19 protein-coding genes and 1 other RNA gene are annotated in these 17,704 nt (G+C 46.9%); 16 read left to right on the top strand and 4 right to left on the bottom strand.

Annotation, left to right across the window (positions count from 1 at the left end; translation table 11 throughout):
- Positions 1–29 precede the first annotated feature (29 nt).
- The gene (locus GC130_RS21965) at positions 30–506 is read left to right on the top strand and encodes a hypothetical protein (protein WP_152000512.1); all 477 of its coding nucleotides are present in this window, start codon (positions 30–32) and stop codon (positions 504–506) included.
- On the opposite strand, the gene GC130_RS21960 is transcribed toward GC130_RS21965, so the two are convergent.
- The gene (locus GC130_RS21960; protein ID WP_152000511.1) at positions 492–1,043 is read right to left on the bottom strand and encodes a GNAT family N-acetyltransferase; all 552 of its coding nucleotides are present in this window, start codon (positions 1,041–1,043) and stop codon (positions 492–494) included. The genes GC130_RS21965 and GC130_RS21960 overlap by 15 nt on opposite strands.
- Positions 1,044–1,127: 84 nt before the next feature.
- Here GC130_RS21960 and GC130_RS28685 point away from each other — a divergent pair, with 84 nt between their 5' ends.
- The 10 genes from GC130_RS28685 (at position 1,128) to GC130_RS21915 (ending at position 6,879) form a co-directional block, all read left to right on the top strand.
- On the top strand, positions 1,128–1,295 hold the full coding sequence (locus tag GC130_RS28685; protein ID WP_193217949.1) for a hypothetical protein: 168 nt from the start codon (positions 1,128–1,130) through the stop codon (positions 1,293–1,295).
- A 27-nt stretch (positions 1,296–1,322) separates the two neighbouring features.
- Positions 1,323–1,556: a hypothetical protein gene (locus GC130_RS21955; RefSeq protein WP_152000510.1), complete on the top strand. Its 234-nt coding sequence runs from the start codon at positions 1,323–1,325 to the stop codon at positions 1,554–1,556.
- A gap of 62 nt (positions 1,557–1,618) precedes the next feature.
- Positions 1,619–1,716, top strand: an RNA gene (gene ffs, locus GC130_RS21950) — signal recognition particle sRNA small type.
- Positions 1,717–1,785: 69 nt separating this feature from the next.
- Entirely contained in the window at positions 1,786–2,442 is a 657-nt protein-coding gene (gene fsa, locus GC130_RS21945; RefSeq protein ID WP_152000509.1) for a fructose-6-phosphate aldolase, read from the top strand.
- A 45-nt stretch (positions 2,443–2,487) separates the two neighbouring features.
- A complete protein-coding gene (locus GC130_RS21940; protein WP_152000535.1) occupies positions 2,488–2,691 on the top strand; it encodes a fructose-6-phosphate aldolase in 204 nt (67 codons plus the stop codon).
- Between the two features lie 2 nt (positions 2,692–2,693).
- On the top strand, positions 2,694–3,407 hold the full coding sequence (locus tag GC130_RS21935) for a cell division ATP-binding protein FtsE (protein ID WP_152000508.1): 714 nt from the start codon (positions 2,694–2,696) through the stop codon (positions 3,405–3,407).
- Between the two features lie 323 nt (positions 3,408–3,730).
- Positions 3,731–5,002, top strand: a complete 1,272-nt coding sequence (locus GC130_RS21930; protein ID WP_152000507.1) for an ATP-binding protein — start codon at positions 3,731–3,733, stop codon at positions 5,000–5,002.
- 5 nt (positions 5,003–5,007) lie between these two features.
- Entirely contained in the window at positions 5,008–5,424 is a 417-nt protein-coding gene (locus tag GC130_RS21925) for a response regulator (RefSeq protein ID WP_152000506.1), read from the top strand.
- 19 nt (positions 5,425–5,443) lie between these two features.
- On the top strand, positions 5,444–5,941 hold the full coding sequence (locus tag GC130_RS21920) for an NUDIX domain-containing protein (protein WP_152000505.1): 498 nt from the start codon (positions 5,444–5,446) through the stop codon (positions 5,939–5,941).
- A 5-nt stretch (positions 5,942–5,946) separates the two neighbouring features.
- Complete coding sequence (locus tag GC130_RS21915; RefSeq protein WP_152000504.1) at positions 5,947–6,879, top strand: radical SAM protein; 933 nt, start codon at positions 5,947–5,949, stop codon at positions 6,877–6,879.
- Here the strand turns inward: GC130_RS21915 and GC130_RS21910 are convergent.
- The 3 genes from GC130_RS21910 to GC130_RS21900 are packed head-to-tail and all read right to left on the bottom strand — an operon-like array spanning position 6,827 to position 10,087.
- Positions 6,827–7,960, bottom strand: a complete 1,134-nt coding sequence (locus GC130_RS21910) for an ATP-binding protein (RefSeq protein WP_152000503.1) — start codon at positions 7,958–7,960, stop codon at positions 6,827–6,829. The two genes, GC130_RS21915 and GC130_RS21910, sit on opposite strands and share 53 nt — an antisense overlap.
- Positions 7,957–8,409 carry a response regulator gene (locus GC130_RS21905; RefSeq protein WP_193217948.1) on the bottom strand — a complete coding sequence of 151 codons (453 nt, stop codon included), beginning with the start codon at positions 8,407–8,409 and terminating at the stop codon, positions 7,957–7,959. Before GC130_RS21905 ends, GC130_RS21910 begins: the two co-directional genes overlap by 4 nt.
- A 4-nt stretch (positions 8,410–8,413) precedes the next feature.
- Positions 8,414–10,087 carry an ATP-binding protein gene (locus GC130_RS21900; RefSeq protein WP_193217947.1) on the bottom strand — a complete coding sequence of 558 codons (1,674 nt, stop codon included), beginning with the start codon at positions 10,085–10,087 and terminating at the stop codon, positions 8,414–8,416.
- Positions 10,088–10,421: 334 nt separating this feature from the next.
- Between GC130_RS21900 and GC130_RS21895 the strand changes: the two genes are divergently transcribed.
- From GC130_RS21895 to GC130_RS21875, 5 genes are all read left to right on the top strand, one after another.
- On the top strand, positions 10,422–11,780 hold the full coding sequence (locus GC130_RS21895) for a tetratricopeptide repeat protein (RefSeq protein WP_152000500.1): 1,359 nt from the start codon (positions 10,422–10,424) through the stop codon (positions 11,778–11,780).
- A gap of 126 nt (positions 11,781–11,906) precedes the next feature.
- Positions 11,907–14,102, top strand: coding sequence for a DUF5916 domain-containing protein (locus GC130_RS21890; protein ID WP_226940572.1), 2,196 nt, complete (start codon positions 11,907–11,909; stop codon positions 14,100–14,102).
- Between the two features lie 271 nt (positions 14,103–14,373).
- Entirely contained in the window at positions 14,374–15,126 is a 753-nt protein-coding gene (locus GC130_RS21885) for an SH3 domain-containing protein (RefSeq protein WP_152000499.1), read from the top strand.
- A gap of 62 nt (positions 15,127–15,188) precedes the next feature.
- Complete coding sequence (locus GC130_RS21880) at positions 15,189–15,728, top strand: hypothetical protein (protein WP_152000498.1); 540 nt, start codon at positions 15,189–15,191, stop codon at positions 15,726–15,728.
- 162 nt (positions 15,729–15,890) lie between these two features.
- Positions 15,891–17,693 carry a hypothetical protein gene (locus GC130_RS21875; RefSeq protein WP_152000497.1) on the top strand — a complete coding sequence of 601 codons (1,803 nt, stop codon included), beginning with the start codon at positions 15,891–15,893 and terminating at the stop codon, positions 17,691–17,693.
- Positions 17,694–17,704 lie beyond the last annotated feature (11 nt).

The raw sequence follows: 17,704 nt of genomic DNA, 5'->3' as shown, positions 1-17,704 counted from the left end.
GATTAAATTTTCACTCAAAACACGAGAGAATGGCTAGAGCAAATGCGGCCCTCATTCAGGCGATTCGACGCACGGCTGAAAAACTAAAAAAGGGCAACGACTACATGTGGGGTCATATGGGCAGTTGTAATTGCGGCAACCTGGCTCAGGAAATTACTCAGCTAACAAGGGCCAGTATTCACGCCTATGCAATGAGGGACCATGGCGACTGGGCGGATCAAATCAACGACTTCTGCCCTACCAGTGGCATGCCAATGGACTTGCTCATCAGCGAAATGTTAAGCGCAGGACTTGACAGGGAAGACCTTGTTCACCTCGAAAGGCTCTCTGACCAGGAAGTGCTTTGCAAGCTCCCCCTGACCGAAAGGAACCTTCGCCACAACTATCGGGACGATGTGGTGAAGTACCTGACAACATGGGCATCGGCTTTGGAAGATGAGCTGCTCGACAAAGTGAATATTTCTGATGCTACTGAGCCCGCTGAAAAGGTGCTATCTCTTCTTTAAAGGATAGTGAAAAAAGAAACAGTCTTTGCTTTTGAATTTTTGATTGGGAAATACAGCCCAATCGGCAATTCGCCCTTCAAATTGAAGTCCAGCCTTTTCCAGCACCCGCTTCGAAGCAACGTTGTCCACATCGCAGCACGCCCACAGGCGATACACCCAAACCTGAGCAGCAAACCAGGGCAGCATTTCGTTTAGCACCTCCACAATAAACCCTTTGCCCCAAAAGGCCGGGCCGAGAATATAGCCAAAAGACACTCTGCCCTTTTCATTGATAAAGCCAATTGAACCAACAGGGGTGCCAGTCAGGTCAAAAATCAGGTAAGTGAAGTCGGTGCCCGCATTCCATGCCTGCAGCGCATAGTCCACAAATGGCAGTGTATCCTTTTCTACGGACTTGTGAGTGAGCCACGATATGTACCTTGTGGATTTTTTAACGGACGCATAAGTATTGAACACATAGGGCGTGTCAGTGGGCACAATCTTTCTTATTTTCAATCTTTCTGTCTCAAACTGTTCCTTCACTTGAGGTGCGGTCATTGTTACCAATATTTCACTTAAGATTAAAAAATAATTTCGATAGTTGTAAACCACCAACCATACCTTGCTTCCAAACAATAGCACATGGAAGCAGAAAGAGAACTCGACGATTTATACTTTGACCTGTGGGACAACACATACGAAAAGACGGTGGTTGTAACCAGCGAAGACACGGACGATGAAGACGACGACACATTTTACGATGTGTCGGTTAGCCGGGAGAGCAGTTACAGAAGAATAGACGATCTGTAGTTTCCATTTCATACCTTTACCCCAGGTATGAAAGACATCATTCATCAATATTACAAAAAGGAACTTGAGGGCTTCAAAATACTGGTTCAGGTCAACCCGGAGAGCTTGAGGGGCACGGAACTCATTGTCCATGCCAATGGGCAAATAGAAAAAACCAAAAGGGTATTTGACAAAGATATTTTTGAAGACCTGGCGGCGGATGAATTCAAAGAAGGCAGCCCTCTCGAATTTAATCTGTACCTCAAAGGCCTGGTGGAATAAGGCAATCCCATCAAAGTTTGTTTTCTATTTGATTTTACCATTAATAATTCCATAACTTTGCAGCGGCAAATCGGTACGACCAGCTCCTGCTGAATCCCCCAGGTCCGGAAGGAAGCAAGGGTAAGCGGTTGTAGCGGTGCGATATTCGGTTTGCCATTTTTTATTTCCCTCCTTACAATTTAGCAGAGATTAACTAGCTTTGTAAGCATTCTTAAAACCCCCTCATACTATGCAATTTTTCATCGATACAGCGAACCTTAGCGAGATTAAAGAAGCCAATGACCTGGGCGTGTTGGATGGTGTAACCACCAACCCAAGCCTGATGGCCAAGGAAGGCATCACAGGCAAAGAAAATATTCTGGCTCACTACAAAGCCATTTGCAAGATTGTGGATGACAACGTAAGTGCTGAAGTTATCTCTACCGACTTCGAAGGCATGATGAAGGAGGGAAAAGAGCTTGCTAAAATCGATGACAAAATTGTAGTAAAGGTGCCGATGATCCGTGACGGTGTGAAAGCCATCAAAGCTTTCTCTGCTGAGGGCATCAGAACCAACTGCACATTGGTATTTAGCTCAGGCCAGGCTATTCTGGCAGCGAAGGCTGGAGCCAGCTATGTGTCTCCTTTCATCGGAAGACTCGACGACATCTCGCACGACGGGCTTGATCTGATTGAACAAATGGTGCAGATTTACACCAACTATGCTTTTGAAACGCAGATCCTGGCAGCCTCAGTTCGCCACACCATGCACCTGATCAAATGTGCTGAAATAGGTGCCGATGTTGTTACTTGTCCACTTAACGTAATAACTGCCTTGTTGAAGCACCCGTTGACAGACAGTGGTCTGGAGAAGTTCCTGGCTGACTACAAAAAAGGCAACTCCTAACAAATGAGTGTCTCAGCAGTTGTATCTTCATCTACCATTGAAGATATGTATATTATCAAAGTAAAAGGCAAGGCCAAGATTCCTGACTACATCCAGCTGAGGGATGATAATTTTGTGCTTATTGCCTATTTCAGGGCTGACAGGCCTTTGAAAAACATTGAAAAGTACGGATTGGAGGGGAAGGAAGAAGCACTTCAAAAATTGATCACTGAGCTGCCTTTTGGCAAGCTCCAAAAGCTAAGCCTCTGAAAATGTCATTTAGTTCTGAACCCGTTGTTGCGATAAGTAATGCTACTGTGTTTCAGGAAAACAGCACAGTGCTAAATGACATTACATTTGAGATTGAAAAAGGCGAGTTTGTTTACCTGATTGGAAGAACAGGAAGCGGAAAGTCATCTTTGCTTAAAACCCTCTACGCCGACCTTGCTTTAAGACTTGGCGACGCCACGGTGGCAAGTCACTCAATCCGAAACATCAAAAGCTCAAAAGTACCTTACCTTCGCAGGAAAATAGGCATCGTGTTTCAGGACTTTCAGCTTTTCAGCGACAGAACCGTCTCCGAAAACCTGAACTTCGTGATGAAGGCAACCGGATGGACAGACCGATCGAAAATGAAGGCCCGTGAGTCGGAAGTGCTGATGAAAGTTGGCCTGGGCTCCGTAGGCAGCAAAATGCCCCACCAGCTTTCAGGCGGTGAGCAGCAGCGTGTAGTCATCGCCCGGGCACTAATCAACGAGCCGGCCATTCTGCTGGCCGACGAGCCTACCGGTAACCTTGACCCGGACGTTTCTGATGGCATTTTCAAACTTTTTCTGGAAATCAACAACAGCGGTACAGCCATTCTGATGGCAACTCACAACCACGCCTTTCTGAAAAAATATCCGGGCCGGGTGCTCAAATGTGAGGCCGGGCGTTTACTCGATTCCAAAAAAGACAGCTTCAGTCTCTCCACAGAAGACTTGTAAGCCTGCCAGCGTTGCCCTTTCCCAGGAAATACAGTTCATCTTAACTTCCCTTGAACCTAGCCATGTCAAAAAAAGCTGCTATTTGTATTTTGAAAAATGCTGTAACGACGACCACTCCTTACTGAACAATTGGGAGAAAAGGTGATTAACTCGGTCAGTATCTATTTTAGATAGTTCTCAGAGTCTAATATTTTTCTTCGTTCCAATTCATTTTTTTCAAAAAGATTAATAAATTCATTCGATATTATTGCCAGCTATTTGATGCAAGGTGTGCGTTTCTCACTCCCCCATTACAAAGCAATTGTTAGTCGACAACTGGCAAAATGAACAATATTAACTATCAAATCCTCTTTCAGGCTTTACCAGGTCTCAACTTAATCCTATCCAAGGATCTGACCATCTTGGATCTTACTGACTCCTATGCCTCTACCACTATGATCAGAAAAGAGGAGGTAATAGGAAAAGACTTATTTCAAGTTTTTCCAGCCAACCCTGATAAGCCGGAAAATGACGGCCCCTCCGCCCTAAAAAAATCCCTTTCATTTGTCCTGAAAAATAAACGAGTGCATAATATGGGAGTGGTAAAATACGACATCCCCAGAAGAGACGGCACCTTTGAGGTAAGGTACTGGAGCCCCGTGAATAAACCTGTTCTTGATGAGAAAAATGAGCTGATCTGTATCGTTCACAAAGTGGAAGATGTGACTGACTATCTCAAGTTGACGACAGAAAACAAGGAAAAACAAGAGTTGGCGAAGGCGTTGCACAGCACCGTCCACAAAATGGAGATGGAGATCATCAAGCGTTCCAAAGAAGTTCACCTGTTAAATGAGACACTTGAAAAAGAAGTGGTTAAACGAACCAAAAAAATTGAAAAAAGCGAAAAAGAACTTCTCCTGAAGAATACCATTCTGGTTCAACAAAACAAAGAGCTCGCCCAGTTCGCCTACATCACATCTCACGACCTCCAGGAACCCTTGCGCTCGTTGCTCAGCTTAGTCGAGCTTCTTGAAAATGACCTGGATGGTAGCCTCAGTGAGGAAACCAGTCTCTGTTTGAAGTATATCGTTGACTCGTCCAACAGGTTAAGGCAGTTAGTGAAAGGGCTTCTGGACTACTCCAGAATTGGTAAAGACAAGGAGATGGAGGTTGTTGATTGCAACGAAATCTTAAAAGCTGTGCTAAATGGCTTAAGGGTTGCGATCAACGAAGCGGGAGGGGCAAATATAAACTCAAGCACTTTGCCAACTCTAAAAGGCTATGCCGCGGAATTGAGTCTTTTGTTCCAAAATTTAATTGCCAATTCCATTAAGTTTAGGGAAGAGGCTACCAAGCCAACGATAAGGATATCGGCTAAGAAAAGAGCTGAAGCCTGGGAGTTTTCTGTTAAAGACAACGGAATTGGCTTTGAAAAAGATGGCAGCGAAGGTATGTTCATGATTTTCAAACGCCTCCACAATCGGGACGAATTCCCAGGCACTGGTATTGGTTTGGCCCACTGCAAAAAAATTGTGGAGCTACACGGTGGGGAAATATGGGCAAAATCAAGCCCTGGTAAAGGCAGCACTTTCTTTTTCACAATACCAATAGCATAATCAACATGACTAGTAAACTTAACAACATCTTACTTGTGGATGATGATCACGCAACCAATTTTATCAACAAAATGGTTATCCAAAAGGCCGAGGTCACCGATACCCTAACGATTAAATTGAATGGAAAGGAAGCCATCGACTACCTTTCCAACGGGGTGCAAACTGACAAGTCAGCACCTCCAGACCTTATTTTTCTAGACATCAACATGCCAGTAATGGATGGGTGGACCTTCCTCGAAAGGTATAGAGAGCTTCGGGAAGATCAAAAAAGCAAAATAGTCCTTGTAATGCTGACCACATCACTCAATCCCGACGACAAGTCAAGAGCGGAGAGTGAGTCAGCTATTTCAGGATTCAGAACAAAGCCATTATCTGTCAAAATGGTTCAGGATATCGTTACCCACTATTTTCCAAACACTTGAGCAATATTGCCGTCCAACTATGAAGTTTTCAGTACCAGAAGGTCTGAAGAAGACCGCCGTGCTTTGCATTCTTAGGCACAAAGAAGAGTTTCTGCTTTTGAACAGGCTAAAAGAGCCCAACAAAGACATGTACACGCCAGTGGGAGGCAAGCTCGATCCCTTTGAAAGCCCCTACGAGGCAGCAATAAGAGAAACCTTAGAAGAAACAGGCATCAAGCTGTCTCACATGCAGTATTGTGGAATCCTTGTGGAAACGTCTCCCACCAAATACAACTGGTGCAGCTTTGTGTACGTGGCAGACATTGACCGCCTTCCGCCACCACTCTGTAACGAGGGCACACTTGAATGGATAGCCCTTGACAAGGTGCCGGACATGCCTACCCCCGAAACAGACTGGCATATTTACCAGTATGTGGTGCAAAGTAAGCCATTCGCTTTCCAGGCCGATTTCAACGAAAACCTTGAGCTGCTGAGAATGACTGAGGACATTGAAGGAAAGGTAATCGTGTCAAAGTAGCCCCTATGCCACATTTCATCCAGGCCAAATCCATTCTCAATAAAACCAAACGGCGGGATTCCTGGTTTCTGGACGATTACACCATCAACCCGTATAGCGGCTGCTCGTTCAACTGCCTGTTTTGCTATATCCGGGGCAGCAAGTACGGCGTCCATATGGAGGAAAAGCTGGCTGTGAAGGAAAATGCGGCAGCCCTCCTCGACAAAGCCCTAACCCTGCGTGCCCGAAAAGGTCAGTACGGCTACATTGTGCTGTCGTCGGCCACAGACCCTTACCTCCAGATCGAAAAAGACACCAGGATCACCAGGGTCTTGCTGGAAGTGATCCTGAAGCACAGATTCCCTCTCCACGTCATCACCAGGTCAGACCTTATTGTCAGGGATTTCGATTTGTTGGATGAAATTAAGAACCAGGCCATTTTGCCGAGTGACCTCACCGGCCTCGCTCCTTCAGGCGTGCTCATCACGTTTTCATTTTCCACAACCAACGATGCCATTGCTCATATTTTTGAGCCAGGTGCCACTCCACCTTCAGCAAGGCTCAATGCAATGGCCCGGTGCCTCAGCGGTGACTTTCATACCGGTGTAAGCCTCATGCCGCTACTACCCTACATTTCTGACACCAGCAAGCACCTTCACGAAATGATGGGCAGTTTTCAAAGAGTAGGAGCCAGATACGTGATGCCGGCCAGCCTAACCCTGTTTGGCAACGGGCCTTCCGGTAGCAAAGTGCTGGTGATGAGGGCCATTAGCAAGCACTTCCCTGACCTAACGGAGAAGTACCGCCGCTTTTTTGAAGGAAAAACTGCCATGCCCGATTACTATCTGGATGCGTTGCAGAAGAAGATGAAGGAGCTGTCACGGCAATACGCCCTGCCCGACAGCATTATTGATTGGCCTCAAACGACTCCTGAAGCTGATTCGGAAGCGTTATCGTAATGGTTGTTCCCTTGTCGGGCTCGGAGGTCAGTACTATGCTACCCTTCAGCCTTTCCACCGTTTCTCTGACAATATACAAACCGAGGCCCGCACCTGACTCACCCATTTTAAAGAACATGTCAAATACCTTCCCGATATATTCAGGTTCAATGCCTATGCCATTGTCCTCCAAAACAATGACCGCCTCCTCTTTCGCAACCTTGACCGCAATTCTGACAAAACGAGCCTCGTCTGTCAGCTTTTTTGAAAACTTGATAGCGTTGGAAATAAGGTTATCAAAAATGAAGGCCAACCTGAGTGTATCCGAGTGGAAAGCGGTGGTTTGATCGATTTCTTTCCTGATACTAACGGTATCAAACTTCTCCATGTACCGGAAATTGGCGATGCTTTCGTCGACCACCGTGTCGAAAACGACCTCTTCACTCTCAAGGGCCTTGCGGGTATTCTGTGAGTAGTCAAGAATGCCCCGCACAGTATGATCGAGCTTCACAATGCTCTGCTCCATCAAACCCAGGTATCTTTCTATTTCAGCAGGCGAAACACCATTCAGTTTAGAAAGCTGAATAAGGCCCAGCACGGAAGTAAGAGGTGCCCGGAGATTATGAGAAACCCTGTACACAAAGCTATCCAGCTCCCCATTGAGTTTGGTGAGTTCCTTGTTTTGCTCTCTCAGGTTCTCTTCAGCCTCTTTTCGCTTTCTCTCTTCCTCCCGCTGGTTGAGTGCGCTGAATATAGCTGAAGAAAGCCGGGTAAGGTTGTTTTTGAGTATATAATCATCAGCACCCTGCTTGATACACAGCACAGCAAACTCTTCCGACACCGTGCCTGTAACCAAAATAAATGGAATATTGTCTGTTTTCTCCCTGCAAATTTGCAGGGCCTCCGTTGAATCAAACTGGGGAAGCTGGTGATCAGACAACACCACCTCCGGGCAGAAGGCCACCAACTGCCGGACATAATCGTCCCGGTTATCAACAACGACTGACTCAAACAGTAGTCCCTGTCGCTTCAGATTAATCTTCAAAAGATCAGCGTCCTCTTCAAAATCCTCTAATATCAATATTTTCAAATGGTCGCTCATACTTGCCTGCTATTCCAAAAGCCGGGATAGTAGTTGGTCTTCAACCAAAACTCCCCCACATGTAAAATCTCCTCTTTGAATTTTTCAAACTGCGTATGTTTTCTAACAAACCCGTTGACCCCCAGCTCGTAGGTCTGTTTAATCACACCCTCGTCGCTACAACCCGACATTACTACCACGGGAATGTGCTTCTTGTCCCCATCTCCCTTCATTTTGCGCAACACTTCCAGTCCATGTGTTTTTGGCATGTCCAGATCAAGTAACAGAAGCAGTGGGTGAGCCCTGAACGATGATGAAAACACATAATCGAGTAGCTGGGCACCATCATAAAAGTGCACAACGTGCTCGATGAGTTTCCCCCCTCTCAGCACCCGGGCAGTCAGGTCGGCATCTTCTTCGCTGTCATCAGCTAGTAACAAATACGGTTGGTCTTCTGTTTCTTGAATCATATAGTTAATCTTTAAGCGGCAAACTAAAATAAAAGGTACTTCCCTGGTTCGGCTGCGACTCCGCCCATATTTCTCCTCCATGCTTGGTAACTATGCGTTGGGTCAGCGCAAGCCCCACGCCCGTTCCATCATACTCTCTTGAGCTATGCAATCGCTGAAAAACACCAAACAGCTTGTCGTAATAAGCCATATCGAACCCCACACCATGGTCCCGGATAAAAAAGATGTGGCCCGAGGGATCAGCATAGGATCCAAAGTCTATTTCAGTGCGGGGTGTCTTCGATGAGTATTTCACAGCATTGGAAATCAAATTGTGCCAAACCTGCCGAAGGGTGCTTTTGTCACCCCAGGCGTCGAGGTCTATCTGATTGTTGATAGCCTTGCTCGCATCGTTGGCGCCTATCTCCATCTCTTCCAGCACGCTTTGCACCAACAGTTTCATACTGAAAGACGACTTGATCAGCTCTTTTCTTCCCACCCGTGAAAAGTCGAGCAGGTCGTCGATCAGGCGGGCCATTCTGGCTGAGTTCTTCAGCACTGTATTTATTAACCTTTGTCCCTCGTCATCGAACTTGTCCCGGTACTCTTCCGCTATGATCTTCGTATAGCTGTCGATAGACCTCAATGGGGCCCGCAAGTCATGGGAAACAGAGTAGCTGAAAGCTTCCATCTCCGCATTCAAAAACCTGGCTTTGTCCTCAGCCTCTTTTCGGAGTGAAATATCAAAGATGGTTGCCCTGTCCTTTACAAAGCCCCCCCGCCCGTCATAAACAGCTGTAGCATTCAATATAATAGGAAAGGTGGTTCCATCTTTCCTCAGCATCTCAAATTCGACGGAACTGGCAACACCTTCAGCTTTAAACCGGTCAAAGTTGTCCAGGAAGACCTCCTTTTCATTTTCACTCAAAAAGTCTGAAAAGTTCATTTTATGGAGCACCTCATCTTTGCTGTAGCCAAGCCAGCTCAGCAGGGTGTTGTTGATTTCAATAAAATTGCCATCGCCGTCCACTGAATGATAGCCGCAGGGTGCGTTGTCGTAAAGGTCTTTTATCTCGTCAGAGCGCCGCCTAAGAAAGTCTTCGGTGGCAATTCGCTCCTGCACCCGGGCACGAATGATGTAAACCACAAAAATGAAAATAAGGAGGATAACTAAGCCAAACGCCACATACAATTGATAGAACTGTCGATGGGAAGCATTGACAAGGCGCATCTTGCCATTAAGAAGATCTCTTTCATCGTTCTTCATCTCCCCAGCTATTCGCTTGATGGCATCGGTGAGGCGCTTCCCTCTGAGAGAGTAGTCGGTTGAACGGGAGGGAACCCGTGGTGCCAGGCTGTCATTGACAATGTCTTGAGACAAGGCAATTCTTTGGGAAATCAGGCGCTGAAGGGTATCAAACCTTTGTGTTTGTGCACCATTGCCACCAATAAGATCCCTCAGTGTATCCAGGTGCAAGTATATTGTCTCGATTCCAGCAAGCTTGGCTTCGTCAAAAGATTGATCGTGATAGAGTAAAAAACCACGTTTGTTCGATTCAATTTCAAGGAGTTGTGAATAGATTTCCTCAATCCGAAACAATACATCATGGGTGTGTGTCACCTCAAGCGTAACATTCCTTAGCTGCGACATATTTCTATAAGAGAAGAAAATAGTGATCACCAAAAGCACTAGTGCCATTGCAAATCCCACGATAATCCGTTTGTCAACCTCCGATAGCATTTCCTAATTCAAAAAAAGAGACGGGCCCGACAAGACGGTCGATAGCCCAACCTTAGTTATAATGACCAAATTTTTTTCCTAAAAGTCCACTAGCTAAGTTGAGAGATGGTAATATTATGTAACTATCTAATAAAATAATTGTAAATTATCAATAATTTATGACGGAGACGCTATTCAATCAGCCTCCTGGTCAAATAACTTATTGTTATAAATTTAGAAAAATTTGCAAGCAAACTTTTTACCATCTATCAACTAAAACCATACACTCTCCATAAAACAACGGTCTAATCCTATGATTAAGCAAACCCTTTGCACGCTAGAAAAAATTTCTACAACTAATTTTCTGCCAGCAATAACTCTACTTTTTCATCTGGTCTTCGTCGGCCCATGTTTTAGTCAGTCCATCGGAGAGGAAGACTCCCTGGAAGCCTTCGAGCCTGGCAACTTCAGTAAATCAACCTTTCTGAAAACCGCCGACTCCCTGATGAGGGCAAATCCAGACTCCGCATTTTCCTACGCTTTACATCACACTCTAACTGCCAAAAACAACCAATCAAAGCATGACGAAGCTTATGGAAGATACCAGTTGGGTAAGTGCTACTTTGAAGTGGGGCAGTATAACCTCGCCTCCGACAGCTACACAGAATCGATCAGCATATTCAAGTCGGTAGGGGATAAAAATGGAGAGGCTTTGGTGCTTAAATCACTGGGATACCTCTTGTTCAATATTGAAAACAAAGAAGAAGCACTGAAGTATTATTTCCAGTCGCTGAGTCTTCTCAACTTCATGGAAAGTCCCAAAGACCAGTCAGAGCTCTACAATCGAATCGGTGTAACATATGCTGCACTCGGCTACCCCGACAGCAGCCGGCGCTACTTCGACAAAGCCATCGTGCTTGGCGAGTACATGAACGACTCTTTAGACATCGCCAGAACCCTCAACAACCTGGGCTTTTCCCACAATATCCTGGGAAAGCATAACGAAGCCATCAACTACCTGAAAGAGGCACTTTACCTCAAGCGGCAAATCTCTATGGGCGATGCTTCGCTTTGCCCAACATTTTACAACCTGGGCAAGGCCTACCTGAAAACGGGCATGGCCGACACCTCTTTGTTTTATGCCAATAAAAGCCTGGAAATAGCGGAAAGACTGGGTTTGGAAAATCGAAAAAAAGAATCACACGAACTAATGAGGGAAATATATGTCAGCAAGGGTAATTACCAGGTGGCATATAATCATCAGAAATTTTATTACGAAATCAGCCAGGAAATTCTTAACAAAAAGACAAACATCCTGATCAACAGCCTTGCAGGGAAGTACCTGCTTGAAAATGAGCTGACAACCGCACCATCATTGACAGAAGAAAATGGCTGGCCCAATGAAACCTATTACACTGGCATTACGGCCGTCTGCACGGTTTTAGTCCTCATTGCAGTCAGGCTATTTGGCAGTAAACGGCTTGGCCTTTTTGACTTTTTCTACAATCTGTGCCTTGTGACCATCGGTTTCTGGCTTGCAAGCCTGATCAAAAGTTATCTTTCGTCTGCCGGTGCGGCAAGCGGGTGGCTATGGCCAATCAGCCTGCTCGCCCTGGCGGCAGCCATTGCGGCCCTGCACAAACCCTTAAAAGCACTTCTGCAGGGTAAATAGGTCGCCAGCGACCAGAGATAAACACCCGGCTGTCATTTCGATTATCAGCCGTTGGTCATATCGATGATTAAATACTTCAAATAAGGTGATACTTTTGCCGGAACCTCTTAAACGACACCTTACTACGTGAAGCATTTCTTATTCCTTTTAACGACCTGCTGTTTTGCATTAAACACCTCCCTCGCTCAAAAAAAGAATGAGGATTACAAGCTGCATATCCAAAAAGCCTCATCTCCCGTTGTCATCGACGGTGCCATGGACGAGCAGGCCTGGCTCGATGCAGATGTCGCTACCGACTTCTTTAGTATTCTACCTATGGATACCAGCTTTGCCAAAGTGCGCACTGATGTCCGCATGACCTACGACGACCACACTCTCTACCTTGTCGCCACCTGCTTTCATGGCCCAATAGAAGGCCCGTACTATGTGGAGTCCCTGAGAAGAGATTTCAGCTTCGGCAAAAACGACAACTTCCTGCTGTTTATGGATCCGTTCGATGACCAAACCAATGGCTTCAGTTTTGGCGCCAATGCAGCAGGTGCACAATGGGATGGCATTATGTACAACGGGGGCTCGGTGGACCTCAGCTGGGACAACAAATGGACCTCGGCGGTGAAAAATTACGACGACCGCTACGTGTTCGAAATGGCCGTGCCTTTCAAAAGCATCCGATACAAAAATGGCATCACCAATTGGGGCATCAACTTCAGTCGCCTCGACCTGAAAACGACTGAGAAGTCGAGCTGGGCGCCTGTGCCACGGCAGTTTCCAAGTGCTTCGCTGGCTTACACCGGCATACTCGTTTGGGACCAGCCGCCACCAGCAGCGGGCCCCAACATCTCGGTGATTCCCTACACACTCGGTCGAGTGGCCAAAAATTACGAAGAAGGTACCGATGCCGACGTGACCGGCGACGTGGGAGCCGATGCCAAAATTGCCCTCACCTCGTCGCTGAACCTCGACCTCACTATCAACCCCGACTTCTCGCAGGTGGATGTAGACAGACAAGTGACCAACCTTGATCGGTTTGAGTTATTTTTTCCCGAACGACGACAGTTTTTTCTGGAAAACGGCGACCTCTTTGCCAATTTTGGCTACTCCTCCATTCGCCCCTTCTTTTCCCGGCGAGTTGGGCTGGGAGTGCCTATTCAGTTTGGTGCCAGACTCAGCGGAAGAATTAACCGAAACTGGCGGGTAGGGTTGATGGATATGCAAACAGGGAAAGTAGGAGAAACAGCGCTTCCTGCACAAAACTTTGCTGTAATGGCTCTGCAACGCCGGGTGTTTGCCCGCTCTAACATCGGCTTTCTGTTTGTGAACAAGGAGTCGATCAACTACACACCCGACCTCAGTTCAGATAAGCCGGTTTACTCGCAATACAACCGAAACCTAGGCTTGGAATACAACCTTGCCACGTCTAACAACAAACTTACCGGCAAAGCGCTCTTTCTTAAGTCGTTTAGCCCCGACGTGAAAGGGCAGGATTTCACCCAGGCAGCCAATCTGCAATACTCTGGCAGAAAACTGACAGTGGCATGGCAGCACGAGTATGTAGGCAAAAACTTCACAGCAGAGGCAGGCTATGTGCCCCGCAAAAATTTTATTCGTTTGTCGCCCCAGGTGAGCTACAACTTCTTCCCAAAAGGCAAGCTGCTGCTCAGCCATGGCCCTACATTGGGCACGTACACCGTGTTCAAACCTGACTTCTACCTGACCGACAACACAACCTTTGGTAGTTACAATTTCGTTTTCAGAAAGCAGGAGAGATTTACAGTGTGGCGGGGTTTTGACTATGTGGAGCTGCTATTCCCATTTGACCCCACCAACTCAGGCAAAGACAGCCTACAAACAGGAACAAAACACAATTGGGCCTCATGGGGCACTGAGTTTAGCAGTCGGCCACAAAGTGTTTTCACCTATGGGTTCAGCACCCGCTATGGCGGCTACTATAACGATGGCACAAGATTCAACTTTACCACCGATATTGGCTACCGGTTCCAGCCCTATGTAAGCATAGCCCTAAGCTCGAGCTACAACAAGATAGTGATGGACGAGCCATGGAACACTACCAACTTCTGGCTGATTGGCCCACGCCTCGACGTGACTATGACTAACAAGCTCTATCTCACGGGCTTTTTGCAGTACAACGATCAACAGGACAATGTTAACCTGAATGCCAGGATACAGTGGCGCTATGCGCCGGCCTCCGACTTGTTCATAGTGTATACCGACAATTACCTGCCAACGCCCTATGAGTCGGGACTGTTCAATGTAAAGAACAGAGCCATTGTGCTGAAGTTTACTTACTGGTGGAATATTTAACGCACAAAAAAGCCGGTGTTTCTACCGGCTTTAGTTAATCTACCTCCTTAGTTTTTGAAACTATTCGGCTGCGTCAGATCGCAATGCTTTCGTTTTTGCATCCTTTTCTCACTGCCTTTACAGGGAATTATGGTAGTGCAAGTATTTCAATCCAATTGATCTGGCTGTAGTTTCCATGTGGATTTTTTTGAAATAGATGATTCATTACATCTTTATTATTTCTATTTTGAAGAAATAATTATCTAACTACTACAACCAAACCAACCTAACTATGAAAAAGATAGCATTCTTTTTTCTGTCAACCTTTCTCCTGACAGCATGCTCACAAACAGAAAAAACTTCCGCCACCGGTGATAAGGCGATGGAAGGTGAGGCTAGTACCGACCAAAGCGAAGCGGGTGCCCAACCACTTGCTGCGGTATGCGTGTGGGACAATCTCTCCGTAAGGGCTGAGCCCAATGCTAAAAGCAAGTACATCACCTCTATTAGTATCGGTGAAACGCTAACCCTGCTGGGAGAGTCTGCTGTTGACTCCAGCGACAACAACCGGGCCTATGCCAGGGTGAGCCTGGCTGATGGCAAAGAAGGCTGGGCACAAAGCCTGCTGGTGATTGAGGGAGGCATGGCTGCTGTGTTCACCGATGATGTGTCGATTTATAAAAGGCCCGATCTGCTCACCAAGTCCGACAAAAGCTTCAGCCAAATGGATATTGTAGCCATAAAAAGCCTGCAGGACGACTGGGCGGAAGTTGTTGGCAAACGCAACGAGGGCACCTGGATAGAAACAGGCTGGGTAAAAAAAGAAAACTTGTCGCCAAAGCCTGTTGACATTGCAGCCGCCAAATTTGGCAGGATCGCACTGAACGAAAAGGACATGGAAAAGAGAAAGCAAGCCATTTCGGATATTGTGAACAACCCTGACTTCTCTGGCTCCACGTTTATTCCCAGGCTGGAGGGCGAGCTGGAAGGAATGAGTATTGACCCAATGGCTGAACCGGCCGACAGTGTGGCTGCGCAGCAGTAATCCCCGCTTTTGCATGGTTCGCTCTACCGGGCGAACCATATATTTACTTCTTTTGTGGTGTTATGCAAACACTGTACACCTCAGGCGACTGGTCGTTTCTACTCAGTAAGGTATTCCATTCTGAATTCCTGGCCCCGACAGGGTACTATGTACAATGGAAACTTGCCAACGACTGGGACGACTACAATGAGCTGACCCATGCTACCTACTTTTTTAATCAACTGCAAAAGAAAGCGACCCTGGGGGTAGATTCGCACTTACTGATGAAGGGCGAAGAACTGAAGGGCGCTCTTTTTATGGTGCATGGCGAGCTGGTAACAATTGAATCGAGGTATCCGATACCGAAGCCCGAAAAATCTCTTATCCTCAAATACTTCCATATCATGGAGCAGGGTCAGGGCATTGGGCAGCGATGGCTGAAGGAGGTTATCATACCCTACTATGGAAAGCTGAGCTTCACTGACATCTACCTTAGCTCCAGCCACCCAAAGTCGTTTGGTTTCTATGAGAAGTTTGGAAAAGAAATAGCGTCTTACGCCTCACCAAGCGATAATGGGCTGTTGACGAGGGAAGGAAAGTGCTTTAGAATCAGCCTCGGCTAAGCCTCTTCTGAGGTAGCTATAAGCGCTACAAAACACACTACAGGCGGCGCCTGAAAATCACCTTCCCCTAACGAATACTCACTCACCCCCGGCACTTCCTCATTTGGCGAAAATCAGGCGTATGCAAACCTTACTTTAGTTTTCACAAACATCATCAGTCTTATGAAAACTAAAGTATTGAGATTTTTTGTTATGCTTCTTCTGCTGGCAGGTTGCCAGCAACAGATCGAGCTCATCGAGCCGCAGGACATCAACCTGCTGACCGAGGCTTTGACCGACGACGACCTCGAAATGAACGACCAGGGCATCCCCACCGTGGTCTTCCGAACAACCCATAAAGGCAAACGCAAAGTGGTAGTGAGAGACAATTCGGTGGTGCCCGACGAAAAGGGAAAGACCGTGCTTACAATCAGTTCCAAAGGCAACCACGGAGGGAGCGAGCACCTCTCTTTAAACTTCGATAAAATTGACACACAGTATTCCATTCCCTACAGCCCCGGCGACAATGGGTATGAAGGCTCGGTGGTCACTATCGACCTACAGTATTTTGACAGCAAAGGCAGCCTGGTGCAATCGCACCACTATGATGCCTATGTGGACGAAAGGGGCAAAGCTATCTTGCAGGCGCCAAGCCTTGGTGACCTAACTATTCTCAGCACAGGTGCCAGCGGCAAAGAGGGCTTCCAGCTAGCTGTATCCATTCCCATTTACAACGACCCGGCAAGTGTGGTGAGCAAGATAGACATAGCCTTCACGGAATCCATGAGCGGCATGAAGCCGCCGGAGAAGATTACACTAAGCGAGCTACAGAAAAAGCTTGGCACAGTAAACAGTCTTGTCTGGACACCCACTGATCCTACAGGCGGCATCTTCACCACTACTGTGACCATGGCCGACTTGGAAGGAATAATTATCGGGGAACCAGGTGGCGGACAAACCGTCATTCAAAAAGCCGATTTCACAGGCCGTGTCAAAAGGGTAAAGATCAGAAGGCGCCGTGAAGACAACTACTTCAGAACGTCGATAGTACTGGATGGCAACAGTGCTTCGAGCATAGTAGAACGCATCGAACTGATGATCAAAACTGAAAACGGCATAATAGAGCAAGTTGCCTACCCCACAGCCCGAAGTATTGAGAACGATGAAAACGGTGGCACCACCTACGTGGCCCAGGGCCCTGGCGACTTATTGGAAACAGACAAAGCCTACAGCGTAACGGCCATCCTGATGGGCTTTGATGGAAAACCCGTGAGCGCCTTTACTGAGAACGTGTTGGTGGAACGGCCGTGCTGCGGCCGGATTCACAGGATCAGGATCAGAGAAAACAACAGTGGAACCAATTTCCGCATCATCGTAGAAGAAAACACTGACCCAACGAATGAGCCCGCCTCCTATGTGCAGGTGAAGTTCAACGACACGTACGGCAATCCGGCGCCAATACCTGGAACTGCTGTCCTGACCTTAACCAACTCCAACCCTGAAAAAGGACGCCATACCTACGTGTACAAGCCGCTCACCTTTGAGGGCAAAGCCAGGCCAATTGAGACAATCTATAGCATTACCGCTACCATGCTCCGTGCCGACGGTAGCGCCATCGGGGAGCCTTATACAAGTGATGTGATAGTGGAGGAAAAGGAGCAGGAGATTTCCATTATCACCACCACAACAGACGGAGGAAAAACATGGGACTTTCAAATGGAAATCGCTGGTTTTAGCCACAATGAAGATGTTTTGAAAGTGGGTTTTGAGCAACCATACCCAGGCCCCGAGCCCGTTCAAAACACCGTTTCCTTTGTGAAACAGGTAAATACAGACAATCGCAAGGTTTACGTATTGAACGGATTTGAATTCAAGGGCGACGCCACAGGCACCGAATACCCAGTAGTGGTGTACCTCAACAAACATCCTATTGGATTAAAGTTGGGCATCAGCAAAGGCTGGGAAAGCAACTGGTATGGCGGATAAGAAGGTTTTAT

The sequence above is a fragment of the Imperialibacter sp. EC-SDR9 genome, from assembly GCF_902498805.1.
Lineage (GTDB): Bacteria > Bacteroidota > Bacteroidia > Cytophagales > Cyclobacteriaceae > Imperialibacter.
This window is presented reverse-complemented; position numbering and strand designations above follow the sequence as displayed.